22 protein-coding genes and 2 pseudogenes are annotated in these 24,130 nt (G+C 69.3%); 14 read left to right on the top strand and 10 right to left on the bottom strand.

The window, feature by feature from the left end; genetic code table 11:
* Positions 1-24: 24 nt before the first annotated feature.
* Positions 25-693, top strand: a complete 669-nt coding sequence (locus ACFVT5_RS13765; protein WP_389885860.1) for a hypothetical protein — start codon at positions 25-27, stop codon at positions 691-693.
* Positions 694-711: 18 nt separating this feature from the next.
* On the opposite strand, the pseudogene ACFVT5_RS13760 reads toward ACFVT5_RS13765, so the two are convergent.
* Positions 712-953 (bottom strand): annotated as a pseudogene (locus ACFVT5_RS13760) (site-specific integrase); the annotation flags it as partial.
* Positions 954-1,000: 47 nt separating this feature from the next.
* On the opposite strand from ACFVT5_RS13760, the pseudogene ACFVT5_RS13755 reads away from it, so the two are divergent.
* Positions 1,001-2,440: pseudogene (locus ACFVT5_RS13755) on the top strand (transposase); the annotation flags it as partial.
* A 286-nt stretch (positions 2,441-2,726) separates the two neighbouring features.
* Here ACFVT5_RS13755 and ACFVT5_RS13750 read toward each other — a convergent pair.
* Positions 2,727-3,638, bottom strand: coding sequence for an alpha/beta hydrolase family protein (locus ACFVT5_RS13750; RefSeq protein WP_389885857.1), 912 nt, complete (start codon positions 3,636-3,638; stop codon positions 2,727-2,729).
* Between the two features lie 103 nt (positions 3,639-3,741).
* Between ACFVT5_RS13750 and ACFVT5_RS13745 the strand changes: the two genes are divergently transcribed.
* The 4 genes from ACFVT5_RS13745 (at position 3,742) to ACFVT5_RS13730 (ending at position 6,486) form a co-directional block, all read left to right on the top strand.
* Positions 3,742-4,311 carry a TetR/AcrR family transcriptional regulator gene (locus tag ACFVT5_RS13745; protein WP_389885854.1) on the top strand — a complete coding sequence of 190 codons (570 nt, stop codon included), beginning with the start codon at positions 3,742-3,744 and terminating at the stop codon, positions 4,309-4,311.
* 88 nt (positions 4,312-4,399) lie between these two features.
* Positions 4,400-5,005 (top strand): hypothetical protein, encoded by a 606-nt coding sequence (locus ACFVT5_RS13740; protein ID WP_389885851.1) that lies wholly within the window; start codon positions 4,400-4,402, stop codon positions 5,003-5,005.
* A gap of 112 nt (positions 5,006-5,117) precedes the next feature.
* Positions 5,118-5,990 carry a recombinase family protein gene (locus ACFVT5_RS13735; protein WP_389885848.1) on the top strand — a complete coding sequence of 291 codons (873 nt, stop codon included), beginning with the start codon at positions 5,118-5,120 and terminating at the stop codon, positions 5,988-5,990.
* A gap of 142 nt (positions 5,991-6,132) precedes the next feature.
* Positions 6,133-6,486: a VOC family protein gene (locus ACFVT5_RS13730; RefSeq protein WP_389885845.1), complete on the top strand. Its 354-nt coding sequence runs from the start codon at positions 6,133-6,135 to the stop codon at positions 6,484-6,486.
* 385 nt (positions 6,487-6,871) lie between these two features.
* Here the strand turns inward: ACFVT5_RS13730 and ACFVT5_RS13725 are convergent, their stop codons facing one another.
* The gene (locus ACFVT5_RS13725) at positions 6,872-7,441 is read right to left on the bottom strand and encodes a lanthionine synthetase LanC family protein (RefSeq protein ID WP_389885842.1); all 570 of its coding nucleotides are present in this window, start codon (positions 7,439-7,441) and stop codon (positions 6,872-6,874) included.
* Positions 7,438-9,579 carry a lantibiotic dehydratase gene (locus tag ACFVT5_RS13720; protein ID WP_389885839.1) on the bottom strand — a complete coding sequence of 714 codons (2,142 nt, stop codon included), beginning with the start codon at positions 9,577-9,579 and terminating at the stop codon, positions 7,438-7,440. Before ACFVT5_RS13720 ends, ACFVT5_RS13725 begins: the two co-directional genes overlap by 4 nt.
* On the opposite strand from ACFVT5_RS13720, the gene ACFVT5_RS13715 reads away from it, so the two are divergent.
* The 4 genes from ACFVT5_RS13715 (at position 9,550) to ACFVT5_RS13700 (ending at position 13,001) form a co-directional block, all read left to right on the top strand.
* Positions 9,550-10,608, top strand: a complete 1,059-nt coding sequence (locus tag ACFVT5_RS13715) for an RNA polymerase sigma factor (protein ID WP_389885837.1) — start codon at positions 9,550-9,552, stop codon at positions 10,606-10,608. The two genes, ACFVT5_RS13720 and ACFVT5_RS13715, sit on opposite strands and share 30 nt — an antisense overlap.
* An 83-nt stretch (positions 10,609-10,691) precedes the next feature.
* Positions 10,692-11,111: a hypothetical protein gene (locus ACFVT5_RS13710; protein WP_389885835.1), complete on the top strand. Its 420-nt coding sequence runs from the start codon at positions 10,692-10,694 to the stop codon at positions 11,109-11,111.
* A gap of 126 nt (positions 11,112-11,237) precedes the next feature.
* Entirely contained in the window at positions 11,238-12,722 is a 1,485-nt protein-coding gene (locus ACFVT5_RS13705; RefSeq protein WP_389885832.1) for an NF041680 family putative transposase, read from the top strand.
* A gap of 90 nt (positions 12,723-12,812) precedes the next feature.
* The gene (locus tag ACFVT5_RS13700; protein ID WP_389885829.1) at positions 12,813-13,001 is read left to right on the top strand and encodes a hypothetical protein; all 189 of its coding nucleotides are present in this window, start codon (positions 12,813-12,815) and stop codon (positions 12,999-13,001) included.
* Positions 13,002-13,726: 725 nt separating this feature from the next.
* Here the strand turns inward: ACFVT5_RS13700 and ACFVT5_RS13695 are convergent.
* A complete protein-coding gene (locus tag ACFVT5_RS13695) occupies positions 13,727-14,893 on the bottom strand; it encodes an RCC1 domain-containing protein (protein ID WP_389885826.1) in 1,167 nt (388 codons plus the stop codon).
* 335 nt (positions 14,894-15,228) lie between these two features.
* On the opposite strand from ACFVT5_RS13695, the gene ACFVT5_RS13690 reads away from it, so the two are divergent.
* Positions 15,229-16,002, top strand: coding sequence for an IS5 family transposase (locus ACFVT5_RS13690; protein WP_389885823.1), 774 nt, complete (start codon positions 15,229-15,231; stop codon positions 16,000-16,002).
* A 60-nt stretch (positions 16,003-16,062) separates the two neighbouring features.
* Here ACFVT5_RS13690 and pntB read toward each other — a convergent pair whose 3' ends face one another.
* From pntB to ACFVT5_RS13675, 3 genes are all read right to left on the bottom strand, one after another.
* Positions 16,063-17,529, bottom strand: a complete 1,467-nt coding sequence (gene pntB, locus ACFVT5_RS13685; RefSeq protein ID WP_389885819.1) for a Re/Si-specific NAD(P)(+) transhydrogenase subunit beta — start codon at positions 17,527-17,529, stop codon at positions 16,063-16,065.
* Between the two features lie 6 nt (positions 17,530-17,535).
* A complete protein-coding gene (locus ACFVT5_RS13680) occupies positions 17,536-19,089 on the bottom strand; it encodes a Re/Si-specific NAD(P)(+) transhydrogenase subunit alpha (protein ID WP_389885816.1) in 1,554 nt (517 codons plus the stop codon).
* Positions 19,090-19,485: 396 nt separating this feature from the next.
* Positions 19,486-20,256: an NADPH-dependent F420 reductase gene (locus ACFVT5_RS13675; protein WP_389885813.1), complete on the bottom strand. Its 771-nt coding sequence runs from the start codon at positions 20,254-20,256 to the stop codon at positions 19,486-19,488.
* 191 nt (positions 20,257-20,447) lie between these two features.
* Here ACFVT5_RS13675 and ACFVT5_RS13670 point away from each other — a divergent pair, with 191 nt between their 5' ends.
* Complete coding sequence (locus ACFVT5_RS13670) at positions 20,448-21,089, top strand: TetR/AcrR family transcriptional regulator (protein WP_389885810.1); 642 nt, start codon at positions 20,448-20,450, stop codon at positions 21,087-21,089.
* A 191-nt stretch (positions 21,090-21,280) separates the two neighbouring features.
* Here the strand turns inward: ACFVT5_RS13670 and ACFVT5_RS13665 are convergent, their stop codons facing one another.
* On the bottom strand, positions 21,281-21,922 hold the full coding sequence (locus ACFVT5_RS13665) for a hypothetical protein (protein ID WP_389885807.1): 642 nt from the start codon (positions 21,920-21,922) through the stop codon (positions 21,281-21,283).
* Between the two features lie 16 nt (positions 21,923-21,938).
* Positions 21,939-22,394, bottom strand: a complete 456-nt coding sequence (locus ACFVT5_RS13660) for a hypothetical protein (RefSeq protein ID WP_389885804.1) — start codon at positions 22,392-22,394, stop codon at positions 21,939-21,941.
* A gap of 215 nt (positions 22,395-22,609) precedes the next feature.
* Here ACFVT5_RS13660 and ACFVT5_RS13655 point away from each other — a divergent pair, with 215 nt between their 5' ends.
* Positions 22,610-23,377, top strand: coding sequence for an alpha/beta fold hydrolase (locus tag ACFVT5_RS13655; protein WP_389885801.1), 768 nt, complete (start codon positions 22,610-22,612; stop codon positions 23,375-23,377).
* 108 nt (positions 23,378-23,485) lie between these two features.
* Positions 23,486-23,923: a glutaredoxin domain-containing protein gene (locus ACFVT5_RS13650; RefSeq protein ID WP_389885798.1), complete on the top strand. Its 438-nt coding sequence runs from the start codon at positions 23,486-23,488 to the stop codon at positions 23,921-23,923.
* The last annotated feature ends 207 nt before the right edge of the window (positions 23,924-24,130 follow it).

Below are 24,130 nucleotides of genomic sequence, written 5' to 3'. Positions count from 1 at the left end.
GTTGTAGCTGTGGTTGTCGCCGGGGTGGAGAAGTGGGTCCTGACGGCGGTCCTCGCGGGTGCGAGCGCGGCCGTCACGGGACTCGTCACCCGCAACCTCGACAAGGTCATCACACGTGGCGGCGAGGCGATGCTGGCCCGGACACCGAAAGATCCCATCACCGTTCACGCTTCGCAGGTCCCCGGCTTCAGCGGGTACATAGGCCCTCTGCCACCGACCACGGAGCGGTGGCGCGACTCCGCCAACGTGGTGGACCTCTTCGATGTCGTCGTCCATCTGATCGTCGAGGCCGCCGGGTACCGTACAGCGATCATCAACAAACTAGACGTGCACATGGAGTCGTGCGACGCTCCTCCGCACGTCAGTGACCTCGCCGGGCCTCCGGTACCTGCCCCGATGTCCCCCCGGCAACTGCGAGAGTTCCGCGTGAGCCTCAACGTGGGACTCTCCGCGGACGCCACGGATCCGGCGCCCTCGCCCAGACCTGCCGATGGCGTACCGGACTTCCCTTACACGGTCACACCCCTTGGTCCCGATCACTTCTATATCCATGCGACTACCGACGAGCCAGGCGACTTCCGGTGGCGCATCGGCGTGCACTGGATCTGCAATGGAAAGTCCGGGGTCGTAGTCACCGATCTGCACGGACAGCCCTTTCGCGTCGTGCGCCCCGAGCCGCGGTCGCGCTCGTAGCAGTGGGCCAGGGAGCTTCAGCCGCCATCCCGTGCCCGGCACCCCGCCGACCGCCGTGTGCACCTCCAGCAGAGCGCGGGCCTGCCCATACGACAGTCGGACAAGGCCCGTGTCCGGACACACGTCGCGCGAGCTGGCGACCTTGCCGGGGCCCGGCAAGGTCGGGTGACGAACACCGGTCCGCGCGTGCGGCCCTTGATCAGCCGGGGCAGCGGCGGCGCGGTGCCGGCGTCCCAGTACACGGTCTCCAACACGAACTCCGGTCAGCCGGTCGAGCGCCATCTTCGAGCGGGCGGGCGTCTCCGAGGAGGCGGGGCCGGCGGCGAAGGTGTCGATCGGGGTGCAGGACGACGGGCGGGTGAAGCTGAACGTCGACAAGCTCGGCGCGCTCGGCGAGCCGAAGTCCCTGACCTGGCTGCGCAAGCGGGTCGAGAAGATGCTCCCGAAGATCGACCTGCCGGACCTGTTGTTCGAGGTGAACGCCTGGACCGGCTTCCTGGACACGTTCGTGCGCCTTGGGGACGGCACGACCCGGATGAAGGACCTGTCCACCTCGGTGGTCGCGCTGCTGGTCTCGGAGGCGTGCAACATCGGCCTGGCCCCGGTGATGAACCCCGGCTACGAGGCGCTGACCCGGGCCCGGCTCGTGCACGTCGACCAGTACTACCTGCGCGCCGACACCATCGCCGCGGCGAACGCCGCGCTGATCGCCGCCCAGGCCGAGGTGCCCATCGTGAAGTTCGGGGGTGACGGGCTGCTCGCCTCGGTGGACGGGCTGCGGTTCGTCGTCCCCGTCCGGACCGTGAGCGCGGCGCCGTCGCCGAAGTACTTCGGGTTCAAGCGCGGCATCACCTGGCTCAACGCGGTCAACGACCAGGTCGCGGGCATCGGACAGATGATTGTCCCGGGCACCCCGCGCGACTCCCTGCACATCCTGGACGCGTTGCTGAACCTGGACGGCGGCGTGAAGCCGGAGATGGTGGCGACCGACAACGCCTCCTACTCCGACATGGTGTTCGGCCTGTTCAAGATCCTCGGCTACAACTTCTCACCCAGGTTCCGCGACCTGGACGACCAGCGGTTCTGGCGGGCCACGATGCCCGGCGTCGAGACGGGCACGTACGGCGCGGTGGAGGACCTGGCCCGCAACCGCGTGAACCTGAACAAGGTGATCACGCACTGGCCGGACATGCTGAAGGTCGCCGGTTCCCTGGTCACCAACCAGGTCCGCGCCTACGACCTGCTGCGCATGTTCGGCCGCGAGGGGCGCCCCACCCCGCTGGGTGCGGCATTCGCGGAGTACGGGCGGATCGCGAAGACCGAACACCTGCTGCGCGTAGTCGACCCGGTCGACGACACCTACCACCGTCAGATGAACCGCCAGCTCACCATGGAGGAGTCACGCCACAAGCTGGCCCGGGACGCGTGCCACGGCAAGCGCGGCACCATCCACCAGGCGTACCGGGAAGGGATGGAGGACCAGCTCGGCGCGCTCGGCCTGGTCCTCAACGCCATCGTTCTGTGGACCACGAAGTACATCGACGCCGCCGTCGCCCAACTCCGCGCCGAGGGCCACGAGATCCGCGACGAGGACGTCGCCCGGCTCTCCCCGCTCAAGCACAAGAACCTGAACCTGAACCTGCTCGGCCGCTACAGCTTCACCGCCCGGATCCCGGCCACCGGCGCCCTGCGCCCGCTGCGTGACCCGGACGCGCCCGAGCTGGACGAGAACGACGACGCCGAGTGAGGCGAGAGGTCAGCCGACGGATACCAGCGCGGCGTCGTACTGCTCGGCGGCCCAGACAGCAGCACGCACGAGGGCAGGTACCCAGTCGCTCCAGTGGTACGGGTCCCGCCGCGCACCGGGAAGCGGAACTCGGATGCCTGGAACTCCTCCAGGGAAGCGCCGACGGGCCGGGCGGCGTCAACGCGCGCCTCGAACCGGCCCAGCGTGCGCGTCGGCGCCGCCTCGGTGCCGAACTCCGCCCCGCTCGCTGCTGACCGCCGAGTGTGCCCCGGCGGTCAGGCTGAGCTCACTTGCTGGCGAGGCTCCACGTACCGTCGCTACCTTCGGCGGTGCTGTTGAGGGCGGTCCACTCGGCGTCGTCGAGGTTGAGGGCTGCGCGGAGGTAGGCGGAGATCGCGTCGGCTGTGAGGGCGACACGGGCGGGGTCCTCGTCGGTGGTCTCGGTGACCTTCTCGCCGGCGATTCCGCCCATGGTGTGCTCGGCCTCGGTGATGCTGAGCAAGCTCTTGGGCGCCGGGCTGAGGTGGTAGGCGTCGGTGAACCACTCCGGCCCGCGGGTGGAGAGCTGCGAGTCGTCCTTGCCGCCCGCGACGATCAGGGCCGGGGTGGTCATGGTGGAGAAGTCCGGCTTCATGAACGGAAGGTTCTCGGCGGCGAACGGGGTGAGGGTGTCGCCAGTGCCCGTCGCCCCGATCAGCGCGCCGGCCGAAACCGCGGAGTGGGAGAAGTCCTCTCCCGCAACACCCTCGGCGTCCAGCACGCGCGCACCGAGGAGGGCGCCTGCGGTCTGGGCGCCCCAGGAGTGGCCGACCACGGCAGTGCGCTCACGGTCGGCGCGGGTCTCCAGGCCGGCCTGGGCCAGGACGTCTGGGAGGTGGTCGAGGATTGCGTGCAGGTCGGTGATCCGCACGCGCCAGATGGTGGCGAAGCGCGGGTCGTCCCAGGCGATGCCGTTGCGCCGGGAGTCCAGGTGGGTGGGCTGCACCACGACGAATCCGGCGGCGGCCCACCGGTCGACGAGGGGCTCGTACCCGTCCAGTGACCACGCGTTCCCGTGGGAGAAAACGATCACAGGCAGGTTCCGGCCCGACCGGGGTGCGGTGACCTTTACCTGAAGGTCAATGCCGCGCCCGGGCGAGGGAACAACGATGGGCTTGACCGAGACGATCTGCTGGCTGAGCGAGTGGGACGAGGACATGAGGGTCCTGCACTTTCTATGAGTACCGGGATGCCATAATTTGGCGGAGCGTCGTTCCGCCAAATTAGCGGAACATTGTTCCGCGAGCAAATGGGAGGCATCCGTGCCGGAGTCGGTCGGGGTACGCCAAGCACAGGCTCAGCGCACCCGCAGTGGCGTGCTGGAGGCCGCTGCGGCAGTCTTCGTGGACCGGGGCATCCAGGCACCCGTCCGCGACATCGCCGAACGCGCCGGCGTCGGTGTCGGCACGGTCTACCGAAACTTCCCGACCCGCGCGGATCTCGTCACTGCCGTCTACCGGCACCAGATCGACGCCTGCACCGCTCTCGCGCCCCGGCTTCTTGAGGAATCCGCCTCGCCGTTCACCGCTCTGACCCTGTGGACGGACGCGTTCGTGGACTTCCTGGTGACCAAGCACGGCCTCGGCGCGGCGCTGGGGTCCGGTGACCCAGGGCTGGAGAACCTCCACGCCCTCATGCTCGACACCCTGGTCCCGGCCTGCGCGTCATTGCTGGACGCCTGCGCCGCCACCGATGAACTTCGCCCTGGTGTCGCCGCCTACACGCTCCTGCGCGCCATCGGAAACCTCTGCATCACCGGCCCCGACTACGGCCAGGCCGACGCCGAGGGCATGGTCGCCCTCCTCCTGGCCGGATGCCGCACCAAGGTATGACGGCTGCCTCAGGGGACAGTGGCAAGCGACGTCACCGCTGCTCGGTTCGGTCCGGCCAGGGACCAGCCTCGATGAGACCTGAGAGGCGATGCGCCTGTCGGTAAACGACGGCGCGTTCTCCGCGATGGACCTCACCGCCCGCCACCCGCGCACCGGCGAACTGCTGTCCACCGTGAAGTTCATGGTGCAGACCCTCGCCGCCGCCGGCGAACTCCAGCGCGACCTCCAGCGCGAGCTGACCTACGACGGGCTGCGGGCCGCCGAGGCGAAGGGCAGCAAGGGCGGGCGCCGCCCCGCCGTGGCGGCCGCGAAGAGCGCCGCCGTGCGCACCGGGTACCTGGAGGGCCGCTCCATCGGCGCCCTCGCCCGCGACCACCGGGTCAGCCGCGGCGCGATCCGCACGGCCGTCGCCGACCTCCTGCCCGACCACACCGCCATCGAGGAGGACTCCCCCGTCCGGGTTGCCGTTAACGAGCGGCCAACCAGGCGACAAGTAACCCGCCGGTGGCTTTCGGATCGAAGGGTGGCCCGGACACATAGCGCTGTGTGGCGCTCGGTCGTGGGTTCATCGGGGCCCAGACATGCGCAGTGCGACTCGATCGAAGCCGCTGACAGCGCACAACTGCGCCAAGCGATCGAAGAGGCGCTCGTCCAGGACGAACGTGTCCACAGCGACAACCCCGATGTTTCATAGGTGTTCGCCTGTGAAACACCCCGACCCGCGGCGCACGACCTGCGGCGACCTTGTTTCATGAGTTGTTGCAAACAGCGGGACAGATGAATCACCCTCATGAAGCGATCCGGGGGTGAGTCCGGACCCGCACACCCTTGTTGAGGCGTACACCTGCCCGACGTCGTCCTGCGCCGCCCCGGTCGGCTCGCCGTGCCGGACCGGCAAGGGCAAGGTCGCCGTGCAGTACCACACCGCCCGCTTCCGCCTGGTGCCTCAGCTCGCCAAGACGCTCAACGTGCCCACCCCGCCCGTACGCAAGCCCGGCACGGCCTGGGTGGAGCTGCCGTGGCCGCGTGCCGCCGGCACCGAGCCGATTGGGCATGTCCGCCTCGGCTACGCCCGCGCCTCCACCGCCCGGCCGTCCCTCGACGCCCAGCTCGACTCCCTCGCCGAGGCCGGGGTGACCCGGGTCTTCTCGGAGAAGATCTCCACCCGGGTCACGAAGCGGCCCGAGCTGGACAGGGCCGTCACGCTCGCGCGGGAACTGCGCGCCTCCGGCGTCGCGGTCACCCTCGTCGTCCACGAGCACAAGCGCCTCGGCCGCGGCATCGACCTCGCCACGCTCGCCGAAGAACTCAAAACGTCCGAGGTCGGGCTGGAGTTCCTCACCGGAGAGCTCCAGGGCCGGCACGATCCCTCCGGGGTCGTGTTCACCGTGCTCGCCGCGCTGTCCGGCATGGAACGCGAGTACATCCGCGACCGCACCCTCGAAGGCCACGAGTCCGCCCGCAAACGCGGCAAGACCATCGGCGGCGCCACCGTCGCCGACCCGGACATGCTCGCCATGGCCCTGCACTACCGGGATCAAGGTCTGAGCCTGCGCGGCATGGCCGCGAAGCTCGTCATCACCAGCGGCAAGAAGAAGGGCCGGCACCCGTCACCGGCTACCGTCATGCGGATGCTGCGCGAACACGACGAGCGGGCTACCGCGACCGCAGAGGCGTGATCCACCGCTACCTTGCGGCTGGTGTCTGAGCCAGGACTCCCTCTCCTGTCACGGCCGGGAGATGATGAGCCAGGGCCGCCGGGGCGGCCCGCCCTTCGACGGAGGGACGGGTGGGCCGCCGGTCCTGTCTATGCTCAGGCCCATGGCACTGGAATGGGAACAGATCATCGTCGACTCCGCCGACCCCGTCGCTCTCGGGCGCTGGTGGGCCGAGGCTCTCGGCTGGGTAGTGGTCGACGAATCCGAGGAGATCATCGAGATCCGGCCTGAGCCGGACCAGATGCCGGGGCTGCTCTTCGTGCCTGTCCCCGAGGGCAAGACGTCGAAAAACCGGCTCCACCCCGACTTCCGCCCCAACGACCAGGAGGCCGAGGTCGCCCGGCTGCTCTCCCTCGGTGCCCGGCGCGCCGACACCGTGCAGGACGAGCAGCACTGGGTGACCCTCCTCGACCCGGAGGGCAACGAGTTCTGCGTCCTGAGTGAGCGGAAGAGCTGAGCGGAAGCACTGGCGGAAGCGCTGAGCGTAGGCCGGGCAGTTGTCCGGGGCCCCGACGCCCGCAGCAACACGGACAGAATTGACACGGAAGCCGGATGGCGGTGGCGCGGCGCACCCGGGCGGGCCGGCACCGCCGGGTTCGTGCCGCGCGAGTTCCTGTTCTCCTGCCCGGACTGTCCTGCGGTTCTCTGACCTACGCGGCACGACGTCGCGACGACCTAGCGCAAGAGCATCTCGTGGCGGGTTTGGAGCGTATCTGGGTCACACCCCGACTTAACGCCTACGAGCCAGCCGCCGCCCAGGCCCGGAGACCTCCACACTGCATGTCTACGACGGCAAGCCGGACACCCGCGGTGCCCGGACTGCCGCGTCCGGGCGCCGTCTATCAGGTCCGGCGTCCCCGCCGGGACGGTTCCCGGATTTCCCCGCCCGTCAGCGAGACGAGGTAGCGCAGGACGCGTTCCGTCGCGCTGCTGCCGTAGGCGCTGCGCAGCAGGTAGGCGCCGATGCCGGTGAGTCCGTAGAAGGTGTCGTACTCGGCAAACGTGGGGTGCTCGTTGCCCCGGTGTATACGGGCAAGGGTGGCGTCGACGCGGCGATGCGTCAGATTCACAACGTGGCTGTGGAGGACGGCGTGCGCGTCGCGGTAGAGGTGCTGCACGGAGTCCGGGGCCGAGTGGAGCACGTAGGCGAGAGCTGGGGCTCCGAGGTACAGGCCGGTGTTGTCGGTGGCGGTGACGTCTCCGGCGGCGGCCTGGCCGATCCAGTGGTGCGCGCGGTGCCATGTCGCCTGGCCGGTGGCAGCGTTGTCGATGTGGAGCAGGGCGATGCCGGCCGCGCCGGTGGCGAGGGACTGCCCGGCCCACGGTTCGTCGCTCGCGGGTGCGAAGGGCTGCGCGAGGGCGGTGGTGAAGTCGCGTACGAGGTCGCGCGCCTGTTCCCTCACACCGGTCATCGGGGCGCCTTGAACGGCTGGTGGCGCAGGGCGACGGTGCGGGCGAGGTGCAGGGTGGCGGCCTCGCTGGTGGGATCGACGCCGAGGGCTCGCACGTGGTGCTGGTGCAGCAGCGAGCGCAAGACGGTGTCCGGGGTGTGCTGTTCCGTGGTGAGGGTGTGCCGGTACGCGGCCAGGGTGCGGCCTCGCTGCGTCCACACGTCGGCGAGGCCGGTGCCGCCCCCGGCCGCGTGGAGCTGGAGGGCTTGGGTGCGTTCTGGTCGGGCGGGGCGTCCGTGGGCGGGCACGTTGTCGATCAGCCATCGCCACCCGTCCTCGGCGGAGGGCAGGAGGCGGGTCGCGATGTCGACCAGGCTTGCGGCTGCTACGGCTTGGGGTGCGATGCCGGTGTGAGAGGTGAGGCGGATCTGTGCGAGGGCCGCCGCTGAGTCCGCGGCGAACATGTCGTGCGCGGCGTCCATCGCGGTCCGCGTGCCGTAGCGGCCGGTCTGGGGCCGGTACGGCTCCAGGGTCAGGCGGGCGATGAGGCGCTGGTGGTGCAGTTGGGTCGCCCAACGGTTCACGGCGGCCGTCACGGTCGCGTGTTCGGCCGCCGCGACGTGCAGGTTCAGCGCGAGGTGGTGTCCGGTCTCGGGGCGGGCGAGTTGCCGGTGGCGGGTGAACCACCAGGCCGGTTCGGGGTCGAGCGGGGCCAGCAGCAGTGGGAGGTGGCGGTCCAGGATCTCGTCGAACCGGTCGGGGTGCGTGTGCAGGTGCATCCGGAGTACCGGGCCTGCTCCGGGTAACTGGATGGGCTCTAGTTCCCGGTGGGCGCGCAGCGCGGGCAGCGGCGGGCTGGTGGGGGCGGTCCGGGCGAAGGAGAGGACTGCCTCGTGCGCGCGGCCGATCCAGCCGTGGGCCTCCGGCTCTGCGGCCTGGCGGAGTTCCAGGCCGGGCCCGTACATCCGGGAGCGTACGAGGCGGCGGTGGACCGGGTGGTCGAGGTCGAGTGGGAGACGCTGGTCGTACTCCACCAGGCAGACGTGGCGGGGGACGTTGATGCGTTCTCGCCAGGTCGCGAAGGTCCTCTCCCACTCGGCGTGGGGATCCGCGCGGCCGGGCATGTCCTGGTTGTCGAGGAGCCAGCGGGCGGCGACCAGGGTGGTGCGGCCGAAGCGCACGCGCGGCAGGTACGGCAGGCGGGAGGCGGCGCCGAAGTCGAATGGCTTGTAGGCCGCGTGCCGGGCGCCTGCGACCTCGGACAGGAACCGTGCCAGAGGCGGGGTCTGGACACTGGCCTCCAGGGCGTGGACCACGCGCGCGTCGATCGGACGGCCGGTGGAGAGCTGCACGAGGTGCAGGCTGCGGGCGTCGGCGGTGACACCGATGTCGTTCACGCCGATCGATGCGGCGTTCTCGACGGGGTGCTCGGCGAGCGGGATCACGGCGGGCAGGATCCGGGCGGTGCGGGAGACGTTCTCGTTACGGCGACGGCGCGGCGGGAAGCTGAGCTGCGCGGTGACGGCGTCGGGCCGGGTCGTGTAGGAGGCTGCGATCAGGCGCTGTTGTTCCGGGGGCATCAGGTGGGTGAAGCGCCCGAGCATGCTGCTGCCGGGGCGGGGCACGCCGGTGACGGCGATGCTGAACTCGCCTCGGGTCACGGCGTTTGTCGACGGAGCGTGGACCTCGAAGGCGAGTTCGCAGCGGTCCGTGTACAGCGGCTCATCTATGCCGCCGGCTTCGGCGAGTTCGGTGATCGTGGCCTCGTCGAGGACGAGGTCGCCGTGACCGGTCTGCTGGAGCAGTCGGAGGATCAGCGCGTCGCGGTCGGTGAACAGCCTGGGGGCCCTGCGGCGTTCGGCGCCGATGTATCCGGCGGGCCAGCCGAGGCCGCTGTCGGCGACCAGGTCGAGGACGGGCAGGGTCGCGCCGACTCCGTACTGGGCGCGGAAGCGGCGGTGGTAGTCCCGCCAGTGGTGATAGCCGTAGGGCTGCGGGGTGAGGCGGTGCATGACGGCGACGGCGTTCCGGGGAACGCCGAACTTGCCCAGACGCGGCTTTGCGGCAGGGCGAGGGGGACGACAGTGACCGAGAGAGCCCCGAGCCCTGCGACTCGCACGGTCTCGCCCATGCTGCCCGCCGACTTCTGCGCCTTTCATCAGCTCTACCGCGCCCGGTATGTGCGCTGGGCCGAGGCCCACTTGGGCTCGCGAGCCGATGCCGAGGAAGCCGTCGACAGCGCTTTCGAGCAGTTGGCCATCGACTGGGCCCAGGTGCTCCGGCAGCCGGTGCCGGAGGCATACGCCTGGAAAGTGGTCAAGAACCGGACGATTGATGTCGCTCGGGACCGGGGCCGACGTCCCTCCGTCGTGGATGTCGCCTCATTCGAGACCCGTGCCCTGCACAGGGCTGTTGACCCGATCGGAGAGCTGGAGGAGTCCCTGAGCATCTATCAGGCGATCAACCAGCTCCCGGAGCGGCAATTCGACGTGATCGTGCTGCGCTACTGCCTCGGCTACGACACCGCAGAGACGCCGATGTCGTGGGGATCACGGCTGCTGGGGTCCGCTCGACCGCCCGCTACGCCAGACGGCGCCCGAAGAGGGATCTCGGCCTGGATGAGGACGAAAGGAACCACGATGAACCCGTCGCCGATTGAAAGGACCCTGGCCAAGGCACGACTGGAGAACACCATGTACAGCGCCGAGGACATCGAGGCAGCCGAGCGGCGCATTGCCGCGCGTGTCGCCGACCGGCTGCTGCACGGCACCTTGTCCTTCGACGATGACATGAGGTCGGCCCGCGCCCAGACCCTTCGGACCTATAGCACTGGCTGCGCGACCTGGCAGCCGGAGGAGAAGCTGCGGACCGACGCGGCCGGCGCGCTGCGTGCCCTGTGCCGGAGCCTGGTAAGCCAGCCGGACGCGCTCCATCAGATGGCCTCGTTCGTCGGGCACCGCGTCCTTGACCCCGACGGGGCCGTCATCCTCGGCTGTGTCCTGCAGTTGGCCGCACGCGACGACAGCGCCCGCTTCTGGTGGCAGTTCGGCGCCGGCGCGGGCGAGATGACAGCAGCCTGTTGCCTCTACCTGCACCACCTCTCCCTGGGAGAGGCACCCGAAGCCGACTGGTGGCGCGGCCAGATGATGCCCGACATTTCCTTAGCTTGTTCCTTAACCTACCAATGATCGTTGCGTAGGTACGGAACGAGTTCTGGGGCTGTGCGACATCCTCCTGATGTGACTGATCAGGCCCTCGGTACGCTGAGGACGTGACGATCAAGAGGACAGGCAGACAGTGGCTTGCCGCAGCATTGGCCGCTTCTGCTGTACTTACCGCCGGGTGTGCCCGCACCGTCGATACCGATGATCTTCCCGGTGCGTACCGCAACGAGAAGAGTGGCGGGCAGATCCGTCTCGCGCGCGACGGAGCGTTCACAGCAACGCACGTATCGATCAGCTCCGGCTCGGACCCTGCCGATTTCCATGGCCGATGGGAGTTCGTCGACAGCAGCACGGCCAGCGACTTCATCTACCTCACCATCGAGGACAACGGCCTCGGTAAGTTGGCCGGTGTCCAGCTGTACACGAGCGGCGACGGAACGCTGGAGTTCAGCACTCCAGACAATCCGTGGTCCCTGAAGCTCACCAAGGTGCCGGTGTCGAAGAAGCTCCACTCTGCACGGCCTTAGCTTGTTCCTTTCGGTCGGGCCCGGTTGTGCGGTCACTCTTTGGAGTGATCACAGGGCAAGAGGACGACCTTCCCGTAATCCTGAACTCTGCGACGAGTTACCGGAGTTCACAAGGAAGGCCGTGGGATGAGTGTGCTGCCGCTGGACAACGGACGGGACGCGCTCGCGGAGCTGTCACGCTTTCGGACGGCCTTCTACGACTGTTTGTCCGCGCGGGCGGATGCGTTCTTCGAGCTGACCGACGCGTTGTTGTGCGCCGACAGCCCGACGCGAACGCCGGTCGAGTTGTCGCTGCTTGCCGAGCACCAGCGCGGTTATGGCTCGCTGTACGGTGCTCTGAACGATGGTCGGCTTGACACGGACGCCTTGCGTGACCTGCTAGTTTCCTTCCCACTTCCGCGGTTCGACGGGCGGATCGTGCTCACGGTGGACGTCTCGCCGTGGCTGCGATCGGATGCTGCCTGCTCGCCGGAGCGGCTGTTCTGCCTGGTCCACGGCCGTAACGGCCGCGCGTCGGACCACGTGGTGCCGGGCTGGCCGTACTCGTTCGTCGCCGCGCTCGCCCCGGACCGCACGTCGTGGACGCAGGTCCTGGACGCGGTCCGGCTCGGCCCAGCCGACGACGCCGCGGCCGTGACGGCCGACCAGCTGCGGGCCGTGGCGGAACGACTCATCACGGCCGGTCAGTGGCGCCGCAGTGATCGGAACATCCTGGTGGTGATGGACGCGGGCTACGACGTGATGCGGCTGGCCTGGGTGCTGCGTGATCTGCCCGTCGAGCTCGTCGGACGCCTGCGTTCGGACCGCGTCCTGCGGCTGCCGAAGCCGCCGCGCGTCTACGACCCCAAGGGCGGCAGGCCACCCAAGCACGGGCCGGAGTTCCGCCTCGCGAAGCCAGAGACGTGGCCTGAGCCGGCGGTGGTCACGGTCAATGACACCTCCCGCTACGGCAAAGCCGAAGCCCGCGCATGGGACCGGGTCCATCCCCGGCTCACCCACCGCTCGGCCTGGATCGACCTGGACGGAGAACTCCCCCTGGTCGAAGGCACCTTGATCCGCCTCAAAGTCGACCACCTGCCCCGCGACCGTGCCGCGCCATCGGTCTGGCTGTGGTCCTCCACCACCGGCACCATCCCGGGCGACGTCGACTTCATCTGGTCCTGCTACCTGCGCAGATTCGACCTGGAGCACACGTTCCGCCTGTTCAAGCAGTCCCTGGGCTGGGCACGCCCCCGACTGCGCGATCCGCAAGCGGCGGACCGGTGGACCTGGCTCGTCGTCGCAGCCCACACCCAGCTCCGTCTCGCGCTCCCGCTGGCGACAGACCAGCGCAAGCCTTGGGAGAAAACCACCCGCACCGGGACCACGCTCACCCCGACTCGCGTCCGGCGCGGGTTCAGAAACATCCGCCGCCACCTCGGCAGTCCGGCCCGTGCACCCAAACCCACCCGGCCGGGGCCAGGACGACCTCCAGGCTCCAAGAACCGGCACCCCGCCACCCGCTACAACGTGGGCAAAACCATCAAGCGACCCGAGACGCTGATCGAACGTGACCGAAGCAGACCACAGCGATCACAGCCATCAATGCAGAGAGTGACCACCCGACCATAAGGAACAAGCGTAGAACCTGCTCCGGAAGCATCCACGCCTACGGGCAGGGCATGGGGCGACATCCCGTGGACTCCAGCAACCTGGACCCAGATGGTCATCGGACTGGAGGACAGCCCGCCCACGGCCACGGTCACGTGGAAACACGTGGTCCTTCCCCAGGCCGCCGCCGCGGCGGTCAGCTACGTGCCGACAGCGATCGAGTACGTCGATGACGTCGAACTCCCCCTGCCAACCGCAGGCTTCGCCCAACGCATCGGGGAACTGACAGCCCGCGCCTGAATGATGCCCCCGGAGGGCCAGGCGGCGAGTCGGAAGCCGGACGGTCGTCGTACTGCCCGACCCGGCACTCGCCGCCGGCCTTCCCGAGGTCTTCCCGCTGATCGTCGGTCGTGTGAGTGCCCGATTCTCAACTACCGGTATGGATCTTTGTGCGGGTCCAGTCCGGTTTGGCGGTCGGGATCGATGGGCCTGTACGCGGGCGGCGTTGTCCGGGCAGTGGTGACTGGCTGAGGCCAGGTGCCGGGCCGCGGGCGGTGTTCTGCTCGGAGGTGTGTCGTTCCAGGCAGTGGCGCCGACGGTGGCGGGTGAGGCTTCGGGTGGCCGCGCGCTGGAGCGGGGTGAGGGCCGGCGGGTGTGTCCGGTGTGCCGGGCGGCTTGGGTGGTGAGGGTGGATCACCGCCGCAACGCGGTGTACGGCTCGGCGAAGTGTCGTCGCAGGGCGTGGGTGGTTCGGAAGGAACCTTTCGCCCAAGCGTCCAGAGAACGCTTCCGCGAACAGCTCACGTGTCTGATTTGCTCTCAAACGGTCAGTTGTGGTCATTACTGGTGTGGATCTCGAAGTGGGTTGAATCTGGCGGGAGTTGGGCCGGGGTGTTGTCGCTGGTGGTCCCGTCTGCCGGGCCCTTGCCTGAGAGATGGTGAGGCGTCATGACCACACCTGGGCCGGGTCGGCAGTCGGCTTGTCCCCGACTGCCGGCCCGGCGTTGGTGCGGTGTGTGCTGCTGCTATCCGGCGAGGCTGAACGCGTTGCCCGCAGCGATCAGCGAGATGCTGCTGAGGCTGTTAATGGGTGTGGAGAGCGCGGTGCGGTCGGTGGCCGTGCCGTCGCCTAGCTGACCGTTGTTGTTGTAGCCCACGGCGCTGACCTTGCCGTCGCGGTCGAGGACGAGGGTGTGGTAGCCGCCGGCCGCGATGGCGCGGATGTTGGTGGCACCGTCGAGGGTGATGGGGGCGGGGCGGTTGGTGAGGGTGCCGTCGCCCTGCTGGCCCTGGGCGTTGTAGCCCCAGGTCTTGACGGTGCCGTCGGCGAGGCGGGCGACGCTGTGGTAGACACCGGCGCTGATCTCGCGGGCGGAGCTGATGTTGTCCGCCTTGACGGGGGTGAGGCGCTGAGTGAGGGAGTTGTCGCCGAGCTGGCCCTGGGTGTTGTAGCCCCAGGCCCAGACCGTGCCGTCGGCGAGGCGGGCGAGGCTGTGGACGTTGCCGGCGGCGACGCTGCGGACATTGGTGAGGCCGGTCACTGTGACTGGAGTGTTGCGCTGGGTGAGGGAGTTGTCGCCGAGCTGGCCGTTGCCGTTGAGGCCCCATGCCTTGACGGTGCCGTCGGCGAGGACGGCCAGGCTGTGGGCGCCGCCGGCGGCGATGGCCTCGACGTTGGTGAGGCCGGAGACGGTGACCGGGGTGTTGCGCTGGGTGACGGTGTTGTCGCCGAGCTGGCCGCTGGAGTTGAGACCCCATGCCTTGACGGTGCCATCGGCGAGCAGGGCGAGGCTGTGGTTGCTGCCCGCCGCGATCGCGACCACGCCGCGCAGTCCGGGGACGGTGGACGCCTGGTCCTGGTTGGTGACGGTGCCGATGCCGAGCCGGCCACTGGTGTTGAGGCCCCAGCTCTCCACGGTCCCATTGGAGAGCAGGGCGAGGCTGTGGCTGCTGCCGGCCGCGATGCTCTGGATGGCACCGCCGGTGAGCCCCGGTACGGTCACGGGCGTGTACTTGGAACTGGTGACAACGCCGCCGAGCTGGTAGCTCTCGTTGGCTCCCCAGCCTTTGAGCCGGCCTTCCTGGGCGTTGGCGGCGGAGGGCAGAGCCCATGCCGTGAGAATCGCCAGCAGCGCCAGTAACGCCAGGAGGACGGGGGAGCTGCGGTTGCGGCCGAGGGGAAGTGCGTTCATGTCGGTCCTTACCGGTCGGGTGGTGCGGGCAAGGCAGCCAAGGCCACCCAGACCGTCACCCAAAGTGAACAGATGACCACTATGAGTGTCCATGCTGATGGATCTTCACTGCCCCAAATGGTGGACTCTTCACCCGAAGTGATGGCACACCTGGGCGTGTCGGCGTGCAGGCTGCGGAAACGGGCACTGAGCGCCAACGACTACGAGCCCCCGATACTTGCCGAGGGCCCGTGGTCGTACACCTCAAGATCAGCACACCGCTCGGTTGACGCCACTAGGTCGTGTTTTAGGTTCGGCTTCCCTGTGCGCGCGCCCTTCACGATGATGATCAAGATGTGAGGCAAGGGGATCTTTCTGATGAGCAGTGGTCGGTGCCGGAGTCGTTGCTGCCTGCGGTGGGCATAAGTCGCAGGTGGCCTGGCTGTCGGCGGCTGGTAGACGGTGTGCGGTGGCGGGTTCGGACCGGAGTTCCGTGGCGGGACCTGCCGTTCGAGTACGGACCGTGGCAGACGGTGTATGGACTGTTCCGGAGATGGCAGCGTCGGGGTGTGTGGGCCCGGCTGCTGACGTTGTTGCAGGCGAGGGCTGATGCGGCCGGGCTGATCTTCTGGGAGGTCAATGTCGACTCCACCATCTGCCGGGCACACCAGCATGCTGCCGGTGCCCGCCGGCGCGGTGCTGTGCAGAAGGAACCGCCAGGCGGGGTCAGCGCCGAACCTGAAGACCATGGACTGGGCAGGTCGCGAGGCGGGTTCACCACGAAGATTCTTCTGGCGTGTGAGCAGGGACAGAAGCCGTTGTCGCTGCTGATCACCGCCGGGCAGCGCGGTGACAGTCCGCACTTCGAGCCGGTCCTGAACGCGATCGGGGTGCCCCGGCCTGGTGTCGGCCGGCCGAGAAGCCGCCCGCTGCGGGTGCGAGGCGATAAGGCGTACTCTTCACGCGCGAATCGCGCCTACCTGCGCAGACGTGGCATCAGGTGCACGATTCCAGAGCCGGTCACAGCGCCCAAGGGCCGAGAAGTCGATCAGGGCGTTCGCCGCCGCGATTCCGATGCGGCGCGCAGCACGGCCCGAGGAGATCGGACACGGCGTGAACCGGCACCGTAGCGGCCTCTCCGCCCGCTGCCCCGGGCGAAGCGGCCGCTCCCGAACGGGCTGCGTACAGGTTCAGCGGCCGGCTGCGGTCTTCTGGCGCGCGGCGAACGCCGTTTCCTGGCGGCCGTCGGTGTCGAGCGCGCGCAGGATGTCCTCGACGCTCTGCTTGGCGTCGCCGAAGAGCATGCTGCTGTTGTCGCGGAAGAAGAGCGGGTTCTGTACGCCCGCGTACCCGGAGGCCATGGACCGCTTGAAGACGATGACCTGTTCCGCCTCCCACACCCGCAGCACCGGCATGCCTGCGATGGGGCTGGCCGGGTCGTCCATCGCGGCCGGGTTGACGGTGTCGTTCGCGCCGATGACCAGCACGACCGAGGTGCCGGCGAAATCGTCGTTGATCTCGTCCATCTCCAGGACGATGTCGTACGGGACCTTCGCCTCGGCCAGCAGTACGTTCATGTGCCCGGGCAGGCGCCCGGCGACCGGGTGGATGCCGAAGCGGACCTCGACGCCTCGTTCCCGCAGCCGGCGGGTCAGTTCGGCGACCGGGTGCTGGGCCTGGGCGACGGCCATGCCGTAGCCGGGGGTGATGACCACCGAGCGGGCCTGTGCGAGTGCCTCGGCCGCCTCCGCGGCCCGGATCTCGCGGTGCTCGCCCTGTTCCTCCTCGCGGCCGGACGGCGCCTCGATGCCGAAGCCGCCCGCGATGACGGAGAGGAAGGACCGGTTCATGGCCTTGCACATGATGTACGAGAGGTAGGCGCCGGAGGAGCCCACCAGCGCGCCCGTGACGATGAGCAGGTTGTTGTCGAGCAGGAAGCCGGCCGCGGCCGCCGCCCAGCCCGAGTAGCTGTTCAGCATGGAGACCACGACGGGCATGTCGCCGCCGCCGATCGAGGCGACCAGGTGCCAGCCCAGTGCCAGCGCCAGCACGGTCACCGTGATCATCAGTGGCAGGTTCGGACTGATCGTGAACCAGACCGTGAGCGCCACGAAGGCGCCGAGCGCACCGAGGTTCAGCGCGTTCTTGCCCGGCAGCGTCAGCGGACGGGACTTGATGCGCGCGGAGAGCTTCAGGAACGCGACGACCGAGCCGGTGAAGGTGATCGCGCCGATGAATACGCCGATGGCCACCTCCGCGTGGTGGATGCCCAGCAGGTCGGCGCCGATCCGGGTCTGTGCCGCGCCGTGTGCCTCTACCTCCAGATAGCTGTTCCAGCCCACCAGCACCGCGGCGAGGCCGACGAAGCTGTGCAGTACCGCGATCAGTTCGGGCATCTGCGTCATCTCGACGCGGCGGGCCCGCCACAGGCCGAGCGCCGCGCCGAGCGCCGTCGCCAGCACGATCAGGGTCACCGCCCCGGCGGTGATGCTCTGCGCCGCCACCACAACCGTGGCGACCAGGGCGAGCGCCATGCCGGCGATGCCGTAGACGACACCGGCGCGGGAGGTGCGGTGCTGGGAGAGGCCGGCCAGGCTGAGGACGAACAACAGGGCAGCGACCAGGTCGGCAGCGTGCGAGGCCGTCAAGGGGGTCATCTCGGCTCAGCCTTTCGAGAACATGGACAGCATGCGGCGGGTGACGGCGAAACCTCCGAAGATGTTCACGCTCGTCAGCAGGATCGCCACGAAGGACAGCGCGGTGACAATGCGGCTCTCGTACCCGATCTGCAGCAGGGCACCGACCACGACGATCCCGGAGATCGCGTTGGTCACCGACATCAGCGGCGTGTGCAGCGCGTGGTGCACCTTGCCGATGACGTAGTAGCCGATCACCACCGCGAGAGCGAACACCGTGAAGTTCCCGGCGAGTTGGGCGGGGGCGAAGGCCACCAGCAGGAACAGGGCGACCATGCCGAGTCCGATCAGGCCGAAGCGCCGCGCGGGCGTCGGCCTCGATTCCTTCCGTTTCGGCGCGGCGGACGTCTCGGGCGGTGCGGCAGGCGCGGCAGAGACCGCGATCGGCGGCGGCGGCCAGGTGACCTCGCCGTCCCGTACGACGGTCACGGCCCGCTGCACGACGTCGTCGAAGTCGATGACCGGTCGCCCGTCCTTGCCGGGGGTGACGAGTTTCAGCAGGTTGACCAGGTTGGTGCCGAACAACTGCGATGCCTGGGCGGGCAGCCGGGCGGCGAGGTCGGTGTAGCCGATGAGGGTGACGCCGTTGTCGGTGATCACCGCGCGCCCCGGCACGGTGCCCGCGACGTTGCCGCCCTGGGCGGCGGCCATGTCGACGACGACGCTGCCGGGTCGCATGGCGGCCACGTCCGCGGCGGACAGCAGGCGCGGCGCCGGCCGGCCGGGGATCAGCGCGGTGGTGATCACGATGTCCACGTCCTGGGCCTGCCGGTGGTAGAGCTCGGCGGCGGCGCGGTCGTAGTCGGCGGAGGTCGCCTTGGCGTAGCCGTCGGTGCTCGCCTCCTGGGTGATGTCCACCGGGAGGTACTCGCCGCCCAGCGAGGTCACCTGGTCCGCGACCTCGGGCCGCGGGTCGGTGGCCCGGACGATGGCGCCGAGACTGGACGCGGCGCCGATCGCCGCGAGGCCGGCCACACCCGCGCCCGCGACCAGCACCTTCGCCGGCGGTACCTTGCCTGCGGCGGTGACCTGGCCGGTGAAGAACCGGCCGAAGACGTGCGCGGCCTCGATGACCGCCCGGTAGCCGGCGATGTTCGCCATCGACGACAGCACGTCCATCGACTGGGCGCGGGAGATGCGCGGCACCGCGTCCAGCGCGAGGGCGGTCACCCCGGCCTCCGCGAGTGCCGCGAGCAGCTCGGGCGTCTGTGCGGGGGCCAGCAGGGCGACCATCGTGGCGCCCCGCCGCAGTCGGGTGATCTCCGCGTCGGAGGGGGAGTTCACCTTCAGGACGACATCGGCGTCCCAGGCGACGCCGACCTCTGCGCCGGCGTCGAGATATGCCTGGTCGCCGAAGCCGGAGGCCGCACCGGCCCCGGGCTCCACCACGACCTCGTAGCCGAGGGCCAGCAACTGGCGCACGGTCGCGGGCGTGGCTGCGACACGTGTCTCCCCGGAGACGGACTCGGCCACGACGCCGATGCGCTGGGGCGAGCGGGCTGTGATTTCTTGTGGAGGCATGTCTTTTGTTCTCACCTCGGAAAGGCAGGTTTGGCGGGTCCGCGGTCGAAGGGCGTCCGTGGGGCAGGTTCCCATGGCCGAGTGCCGCACTGGTGGAGTGTCGGTAGTTCGAGGGTTGCAGTATTCGCCCGCAGAGTGAGCAGCCCCATGGCCCGGCCCGGTCACGTCAGCGATGACAAGTGGGCGGTGACGGCTGCGAGGTCCTGGAGGGCAGAATCAGCGAACATCCCGATGGCCTCGGGACTGCCGTCCGGCGCCGGCACCGGCTCTGATCGCAGAAGAGCCGAGGCGCCTGGAGGCGGAAGGTCAACTCCCGCCCGCCGAAGGACAACTCGGATATCTGACGAAACCCTCCCGGCGCAGCCGGGAGGGGTCCGGCCGGAACTCGGCAGGGCGTCAGGCGCGGTCGGCGGTGAGCTTGCGGGGGGTGTCGGCGAGCAGGGTGCGCAGCCGCGCGGCGGGCAGCGGGAAACCGGGGTCGTCAGAGGTCGGCAACTGCGTCGGCGTCGGGCTGCCGGAGCGGATGGCTTCGATCGTCTTGACAAAGCCGGCCCGCGCGGCGTCGGGGTCGGCGTGGTACGGCCACACGTAGGGGTCGGTCTCGGGATCGAAGCGCCAGCTCTCGGCCAGGGGACCGGCGTCGACGGTGTCGAAGCCCAGCCGGCTGATCAGGTCGGCGGCACTGGCCTTGGCCTGCGGGTCGTCGCCGGCGATGGGCAGGGCGGCGCGGTCGGCAGCGTCTGCGGGGCGGGCGAGTGCGGAGATGTGATAGTCCGTGATGTTGTTGAACGCCTTGACCAGTTTCGCGCCGTCCAGGTGCTCCTGGACGAGTTCGCTGGGGGTGGTCTTGCCCGAGTCGAGGACCTCGATGTGCCCGTCGCGGACCGGGTAGTAGTTGCTCGTGTCGAGCATGACCTTGCCCGCCAGCGCGGCGGCGGGCAGCTTGCGGTAGGCGCCCATCGGGATGCTCACCACCACCCAGTCGCCCGCCCGGGCCGCCTCCTCGGGCGTCGCGGCGCGGGCCCGCTCGCCGAGCCCCGCCACCGTCTCGGCCAGGGTCTCGGGACCGCGGGAGTTGGACAGGACGACGTCGATACCCGCCGCGACCGCGAGCCGGGCCACAGTCGTGCCGATGTTGCCGCTGCCGATCAAGCCAAGTGTTGCCATGGGAGGAATCTCCTTGTCTCGCGGACCGTGCCGTCCGCCGGGGTTCTGCAGGGGTGCCGGGCTCAGGTCGGAAACAGGCAGGCGAAGGCCAGAGGCTCCTCCCGCCACAACCGGAGCAAGTGCTCCTCTTGAACGTAACACAAGCGGAGCAAGTGCTCCGCAAAAGTGGAGTTCGCTGTACCCTGTATGCCGTGACCCTCGCCGACCAGCCCACCCCCGCCCCCGCTCAGCGCAGCCGCCGCGCCGACGCCGAACGCAACCGCGCCGCGATCACCGAGGCGGCCGGCGTCGTCTTCGCCGAACAGGGCGGCACCGTCGACGTCCGTGAGATCGCCCGGCGCAGCGGCGTCGGCATGGGCACGCTCTACCGCCACTTCCCGACCAAGGACGACCTGCTCGCCACCGTCCTGGGACAGGAGCTCACCTCCTGGCTCACCGACGCCCACCGGCAGGCCACCGCCATCGAAGACCCCTGGCAGGCGCTGACCGGCTTCTTCGAGCAGATGCTCGCCAAGCAGGGCCGCAACCGCGCCCTCGTCGAGAGCTACACCGCAGCCGGCGGCCCCACCGAGGCATGCGCACAGCACTACTACGCCGTCATGGACGAACTGCGCACCCGCTGCGTGAACGCCGGCCTCCTGCGGCACGGGGTCACGACCGCTGATCTGGTCCTGCTCAGCACATCACTGAGCCAGACCGTCCTGGCGACCATCGACAGCCAACCAGGCCAGTGGCGCCGCCTCCTGCGCATCTCCCTCGACGGGCTCAGCAGCCACCACACCGGACCCCTGCCCGAGCCCGCAACCCACGCGGACACCTCCAGGGACGACTGACGGGAAAGTCAGCTCGGCGAGCATCGCCGGGCCCTCGTCGGCGAGTTCCGGGCCCGGGTAGCGGCCGATCTGCCAGCCGCCGGGCCGGTGTTCGTGTTCGTCGATACCGTCGTGCCGCTCGATGAGGGCCCGGAGGTCGTCGAGCGGGGTCTCGCTGCGGCACACGACGTAGGAGCCCCAGAAACCCACGGTCAGCTCTCCTGTGCGGTGCGGCGGGCAAGTCGGGTCCGGGACCAGGCGACCAGAGGCGGGAAGACACCGTCGGCCTCGGCCTTGTCCACGAGGGCGGTCACCTCCGCGACGGGGTCGTCGTCGATGCGTAGGAGGATCTCGCTTGTGGTCGCGTCGTCGAGCCGTACAAGTTCGCCGTTCGGATTCGTGCGGGTCTCCGCCAAAAGCGTCTTGCGGTCCAGCAGCCGTACCATCCATGGAACGGCCTCCTCAGTGAGGACGCGGGCCAGTTCCCGGCCGCAGAGGTCGCGGGTGTCCGGTTCCACGAAGGCCCACCGGCTGCGGAAGTAGCCCTCCTCGTCTGGCTGGTGGGCGGCGGCTTCCGGCGGAATCACCTTGCAGGCCGCCAGCGCCCCGCTGGCATTGGGCGTGCCCGCCCCGGCGTGGTTCCGGTACGCGAACTCCCAGCTCGACAGCGGCACCATCCAAAAGCTCGCCTCGAAGACGAACCTCTCGGGATCCACCGCGTCCGCGTCGATGTGCAGGAACGCGTGATCGCCGTTCGGCGCGGACCGCCGGAAGATCCTGCCCTTCTTCGCGAAGCCGGCGGCCTTCATGACCGGGACCACGTGCTCCCGGATGAGGGTGTCCAGGGGATTCATGTACGCCGCTTCCTTCTCACGCCGCCAGTTCGAAGAGACTGGCGGCGACGGTCGCGCTCACCGATACGGTCGCCGCCGCACCACCACCCTCGACGACAAACGGCGCTGCCACGATGACAATGGGTACCAGCAACGGCCATTGGTTCACACCGTCCGTCGCCTGGGGCACGATACCGAGTCCGGGTTGGTCGATGGTCCCCGGATAGGGGCCCGGCCCCGGACCGGGTGTGGGCTGTGGCACGGGCTGGGACTGCTGCTGGGCCACGGCCGTCGGGCTGGAGCTCAGCACTCGCTTGAACTTCTTGTTGTTGGCTCTGCCGTAGATGACGGCCCCCGGCTCCGGTCCGATCACCTTGTCGCCGTTCACCACGTTGTACTGGCCGCCGATGGTCCAGCCCAGCACCGAGTTCTTCCCGTCGGCGCGCATCCGGTTGACGTACCACTGGGCCTCGGGAACGGCCTTGGCCGCCACTCCCGCCGACTTGACCTCCCAGACGTCAGGTCATCGACGCCAGCGGTGGCCTGTTCCTCGGCCCACGCGTCTGACCGGCCAGGGTGGCGAAGGCGGCGAAGGCGGCGAAGGCGATCCAACGGTCGGAGAGGCCCGGCCGGTGTACGTCACCCCGCCCCCCTCCTCCGTTTGGCTACCCTCGTCTCTCCGTCCATCTGGAGTGCAGGGAGCAGACTGTGCGCAACGCCGCCGTGACACCCGAGGACGACCGGATCCGCTGGGTCGAGTTGCCGGGGCAGGAGCCGTCACGCGTCTACGTTCATGGTCTGGGTGCCACGTCGTCGGCCTACTTCACGGAGGTCGCGGTCCATCCACTGCTGGCCGGCCGCCGTTCCCTGCTGATCGACTTGCTGGGACACGGCATCAGCGACCGGCCGACGGGCTTCGACTACACCCTGGAATCGCACGCCGATGCCCTCGCCGCGGCCCTGACCTCAGCGGGTGTTGTCGGCACCGAGATGATCGCGCACAGCATGGGCGGCTCGGTGGCCGTCGTCCTGGCCGCACGGCACCCCCACCTGGTCTCCCGCCTGGTTCTGGTCGACGCCAACCTCGACCCGATCCCGCCCAGCCGCACCTCTGCGGGCAGTGCCGGCATCGCCGCGTATTCCAAGCAGGAGTTCCTGGCGGGCGGCTGGGAAGACATCCGCGACCGGGCCGGTGCCCATTGGTGGTCCACGATGCGCCTGGCCGGCCGGGAGGCACTGCATCGCAGCGCGGTCCACCTCACCCGCGGCACCGTCCCCACCATGCGTGAGCTTCTGCTGGACCTGAAGATCTCCCGCACCTATCTGCTGCCCGAGGCCGACGGCCCGCTCCCGGGCGCCGATGCGCTGACCGAGGCCGGGGTGGCCGTGGTCCCGATCCCGGACTGCGGGCACAACATCATGCTGGACAATCCGGAAGGCTTCGTCCGCGCCACCGCGGCGGCGCTGGCGGACTGACCTCAGCAACAGCCGCACCATCCGCAAGGGCAGACCGTCACGTGAACCCGGTGAACCCGGCGACAAGGGCTTCGGGACGTGGAGGAGGCATCGATAGTCTGCGTCGCCATGACGCGTACTTGGATATTGCCGGTCCTGCTGGTGCTCTGCGGGTCGGTCGTTGCGGCCGGGCTGATCTCCACGGGTAGTCCCGGCGCCGCCGCGGCACTCCTGCTGGTGTTCGTGCTGCTCGCAGGCGTGAACTCGCCTTTGGTCTTCCCGAAGTCGATCGGTGCGCTGGAGGCACAACGCCGCAGCGCCGTCGACGGCCGGCCGGTCGTCTTCTGGCGGTCGGGCTGCATGTACTGTCTGCGGCTGCGCGTCCGATTGGGCCGTGGCGCAAGCCAGTTGCACTGGGTCAACATCTGGCGTGACCCGGCCGGAGCGGCAGCGGTGCGGGCGGTCAACGAAGGCAACGAGACCGTACCGACTGTCGTCGTGGCGGAACAGTCACACGTCAACCCCGATCCCGGATGGGTGCGCGAACAGCTCTCTCGTTCCGCGTGATCGGGATGGCCTCGTGAGGTGCGAAACGGGGCCGACGCGTGCGGAGCGTGGCGGGAGGCCCGTGATCGACACACCCGTTCCTCCCTCTGGGACTGTCCATGTTCCGGCCACTGCCTGGTCCGTGGTTGTTCATGATCGATGGGACAACTCCGTTGTCGGCGCCCCGGTCTAACCGGGCGACCACAAGCACCACAGCGCACTGACATC

Origin of the sequence: Streptomyces sp. NPDC058001, from assembly GCF_042886315.1 — a bacterium.
Lineage (GTDB): Bacteria > Actinomycetota > Actinomycetes > Streptomycetales > Streptomycetaceae > Streptomyces.
The sequence above is the reverse complement of the archived record's forward strand: the minus strand, read 5'-3'. Positions and strand labels throughout refer to the sequence as shown.

Excerpts from the sequence above, each read along its gene's own strand:
- ACFVT5_RS13700 (WP_389885829.1), top strand. The coding sequence starts at position 12,813 with ATGGTCATCGGACTGGAGGACAGCCCGCCCACGGCCACGGTCACGTGG.
- ACFVT5_RS13665 (WP_389885807.1), bottom strand. The coding sequence starts at position 21,922 with ATGAATCCCCTGGACACCCTCATCCGGGAGCACGTGGTCCCGGTCATG.
- ACFVT5_RS13680 (WP_389885816.1), bottom strand. The coding sequence starts at position 19,089 with ATGCCTCCACAAGAAATCACAGCCCGCTCGCCCCAGCGCATCGGCGTC.
- ACFVT5_RS13720 (WP_389885839.1), bottom strand. The coding sequence starts at position 9,579 with ATGAAAGGCGCAGAAGTCGGCGGGCAGCATGGGCGAGACCGTGCGAGT.
- ACFVT5_RS13675 (WP_389885813.1), bottom strand. The coding sequence starts at position 20,256 with ATGGCAACACTTGGCTTGATCGGCAGCGGCAACATCGGCACGACTGTG.
- ACFVT5_RS13730 (WP_389885845.1), top strand. The coding sequence starts at position 6,133 with ATGGCACTGGAATGGGAACAGATCATCGTCGACTCCGCCGACCCCGTC.
- ACFVT5_RS13725 (WP_389885842.1), bottom strand. The coding sequence starts at position 7,441 with ATGACCGGTGTGAGGGAACAGGCGCGCGACCTCGTACGCGACTTCACC.
- ACFVT5_RS13695 (WP_389885826.1), bottom strand. The coding sequence starts at position 14,893 with ATGAACGCACTTCCCCTCGGCCGCAACCGCAGCTCCCCCGTCCTCCTG.
- ACFVT5_RS13650 (WP_389885798.1), top strand. The coding sequence starts at position 23,486 with ATGACGCGTACTTGGATATTGCCGGTCCTGCTGGTGCTCTGCGGGTCG.
- ACFVT5_RS13715 (WP_389885837.1), top strand. The coding sequence starts at position 9,550 with ATGCTGCCCGCCGACTTCTGCGCCTTTCATCAGCTCTACCGCGCCCGG.
- ACFVT5_RS13750 (WP_389885857.1), bottom strand. The coding sequence starts at position 3,638 with ATGTCCTCGTCCCACTCGCTCAGCCAGCAGATCGTCTCGGTCAAGCCC.
- ACFVT5_RS13705 (WP_389885832.1), top strand. The coding sequence starts at position 11,238 with ATGAGTGTGCTGCCGCTGGACAACGGACGGGACGCGCTCGCGGAGCTG.
- pntB (WP_389885819.1), bottom strand. The coding sequence starts at position 17,529 with ATGACCCCCTTGACGGCCTCGCACGCTGCCGACCTGGTCGCTGCCCTG.
- ACFVT5_RS13740 (WP_389885851.1), top strand. The coding sequence starts at position 4,400 with ATGCGCCTGTCGGTAAACGACGGCGCGTTCTCCGCGATGGACCTCACC.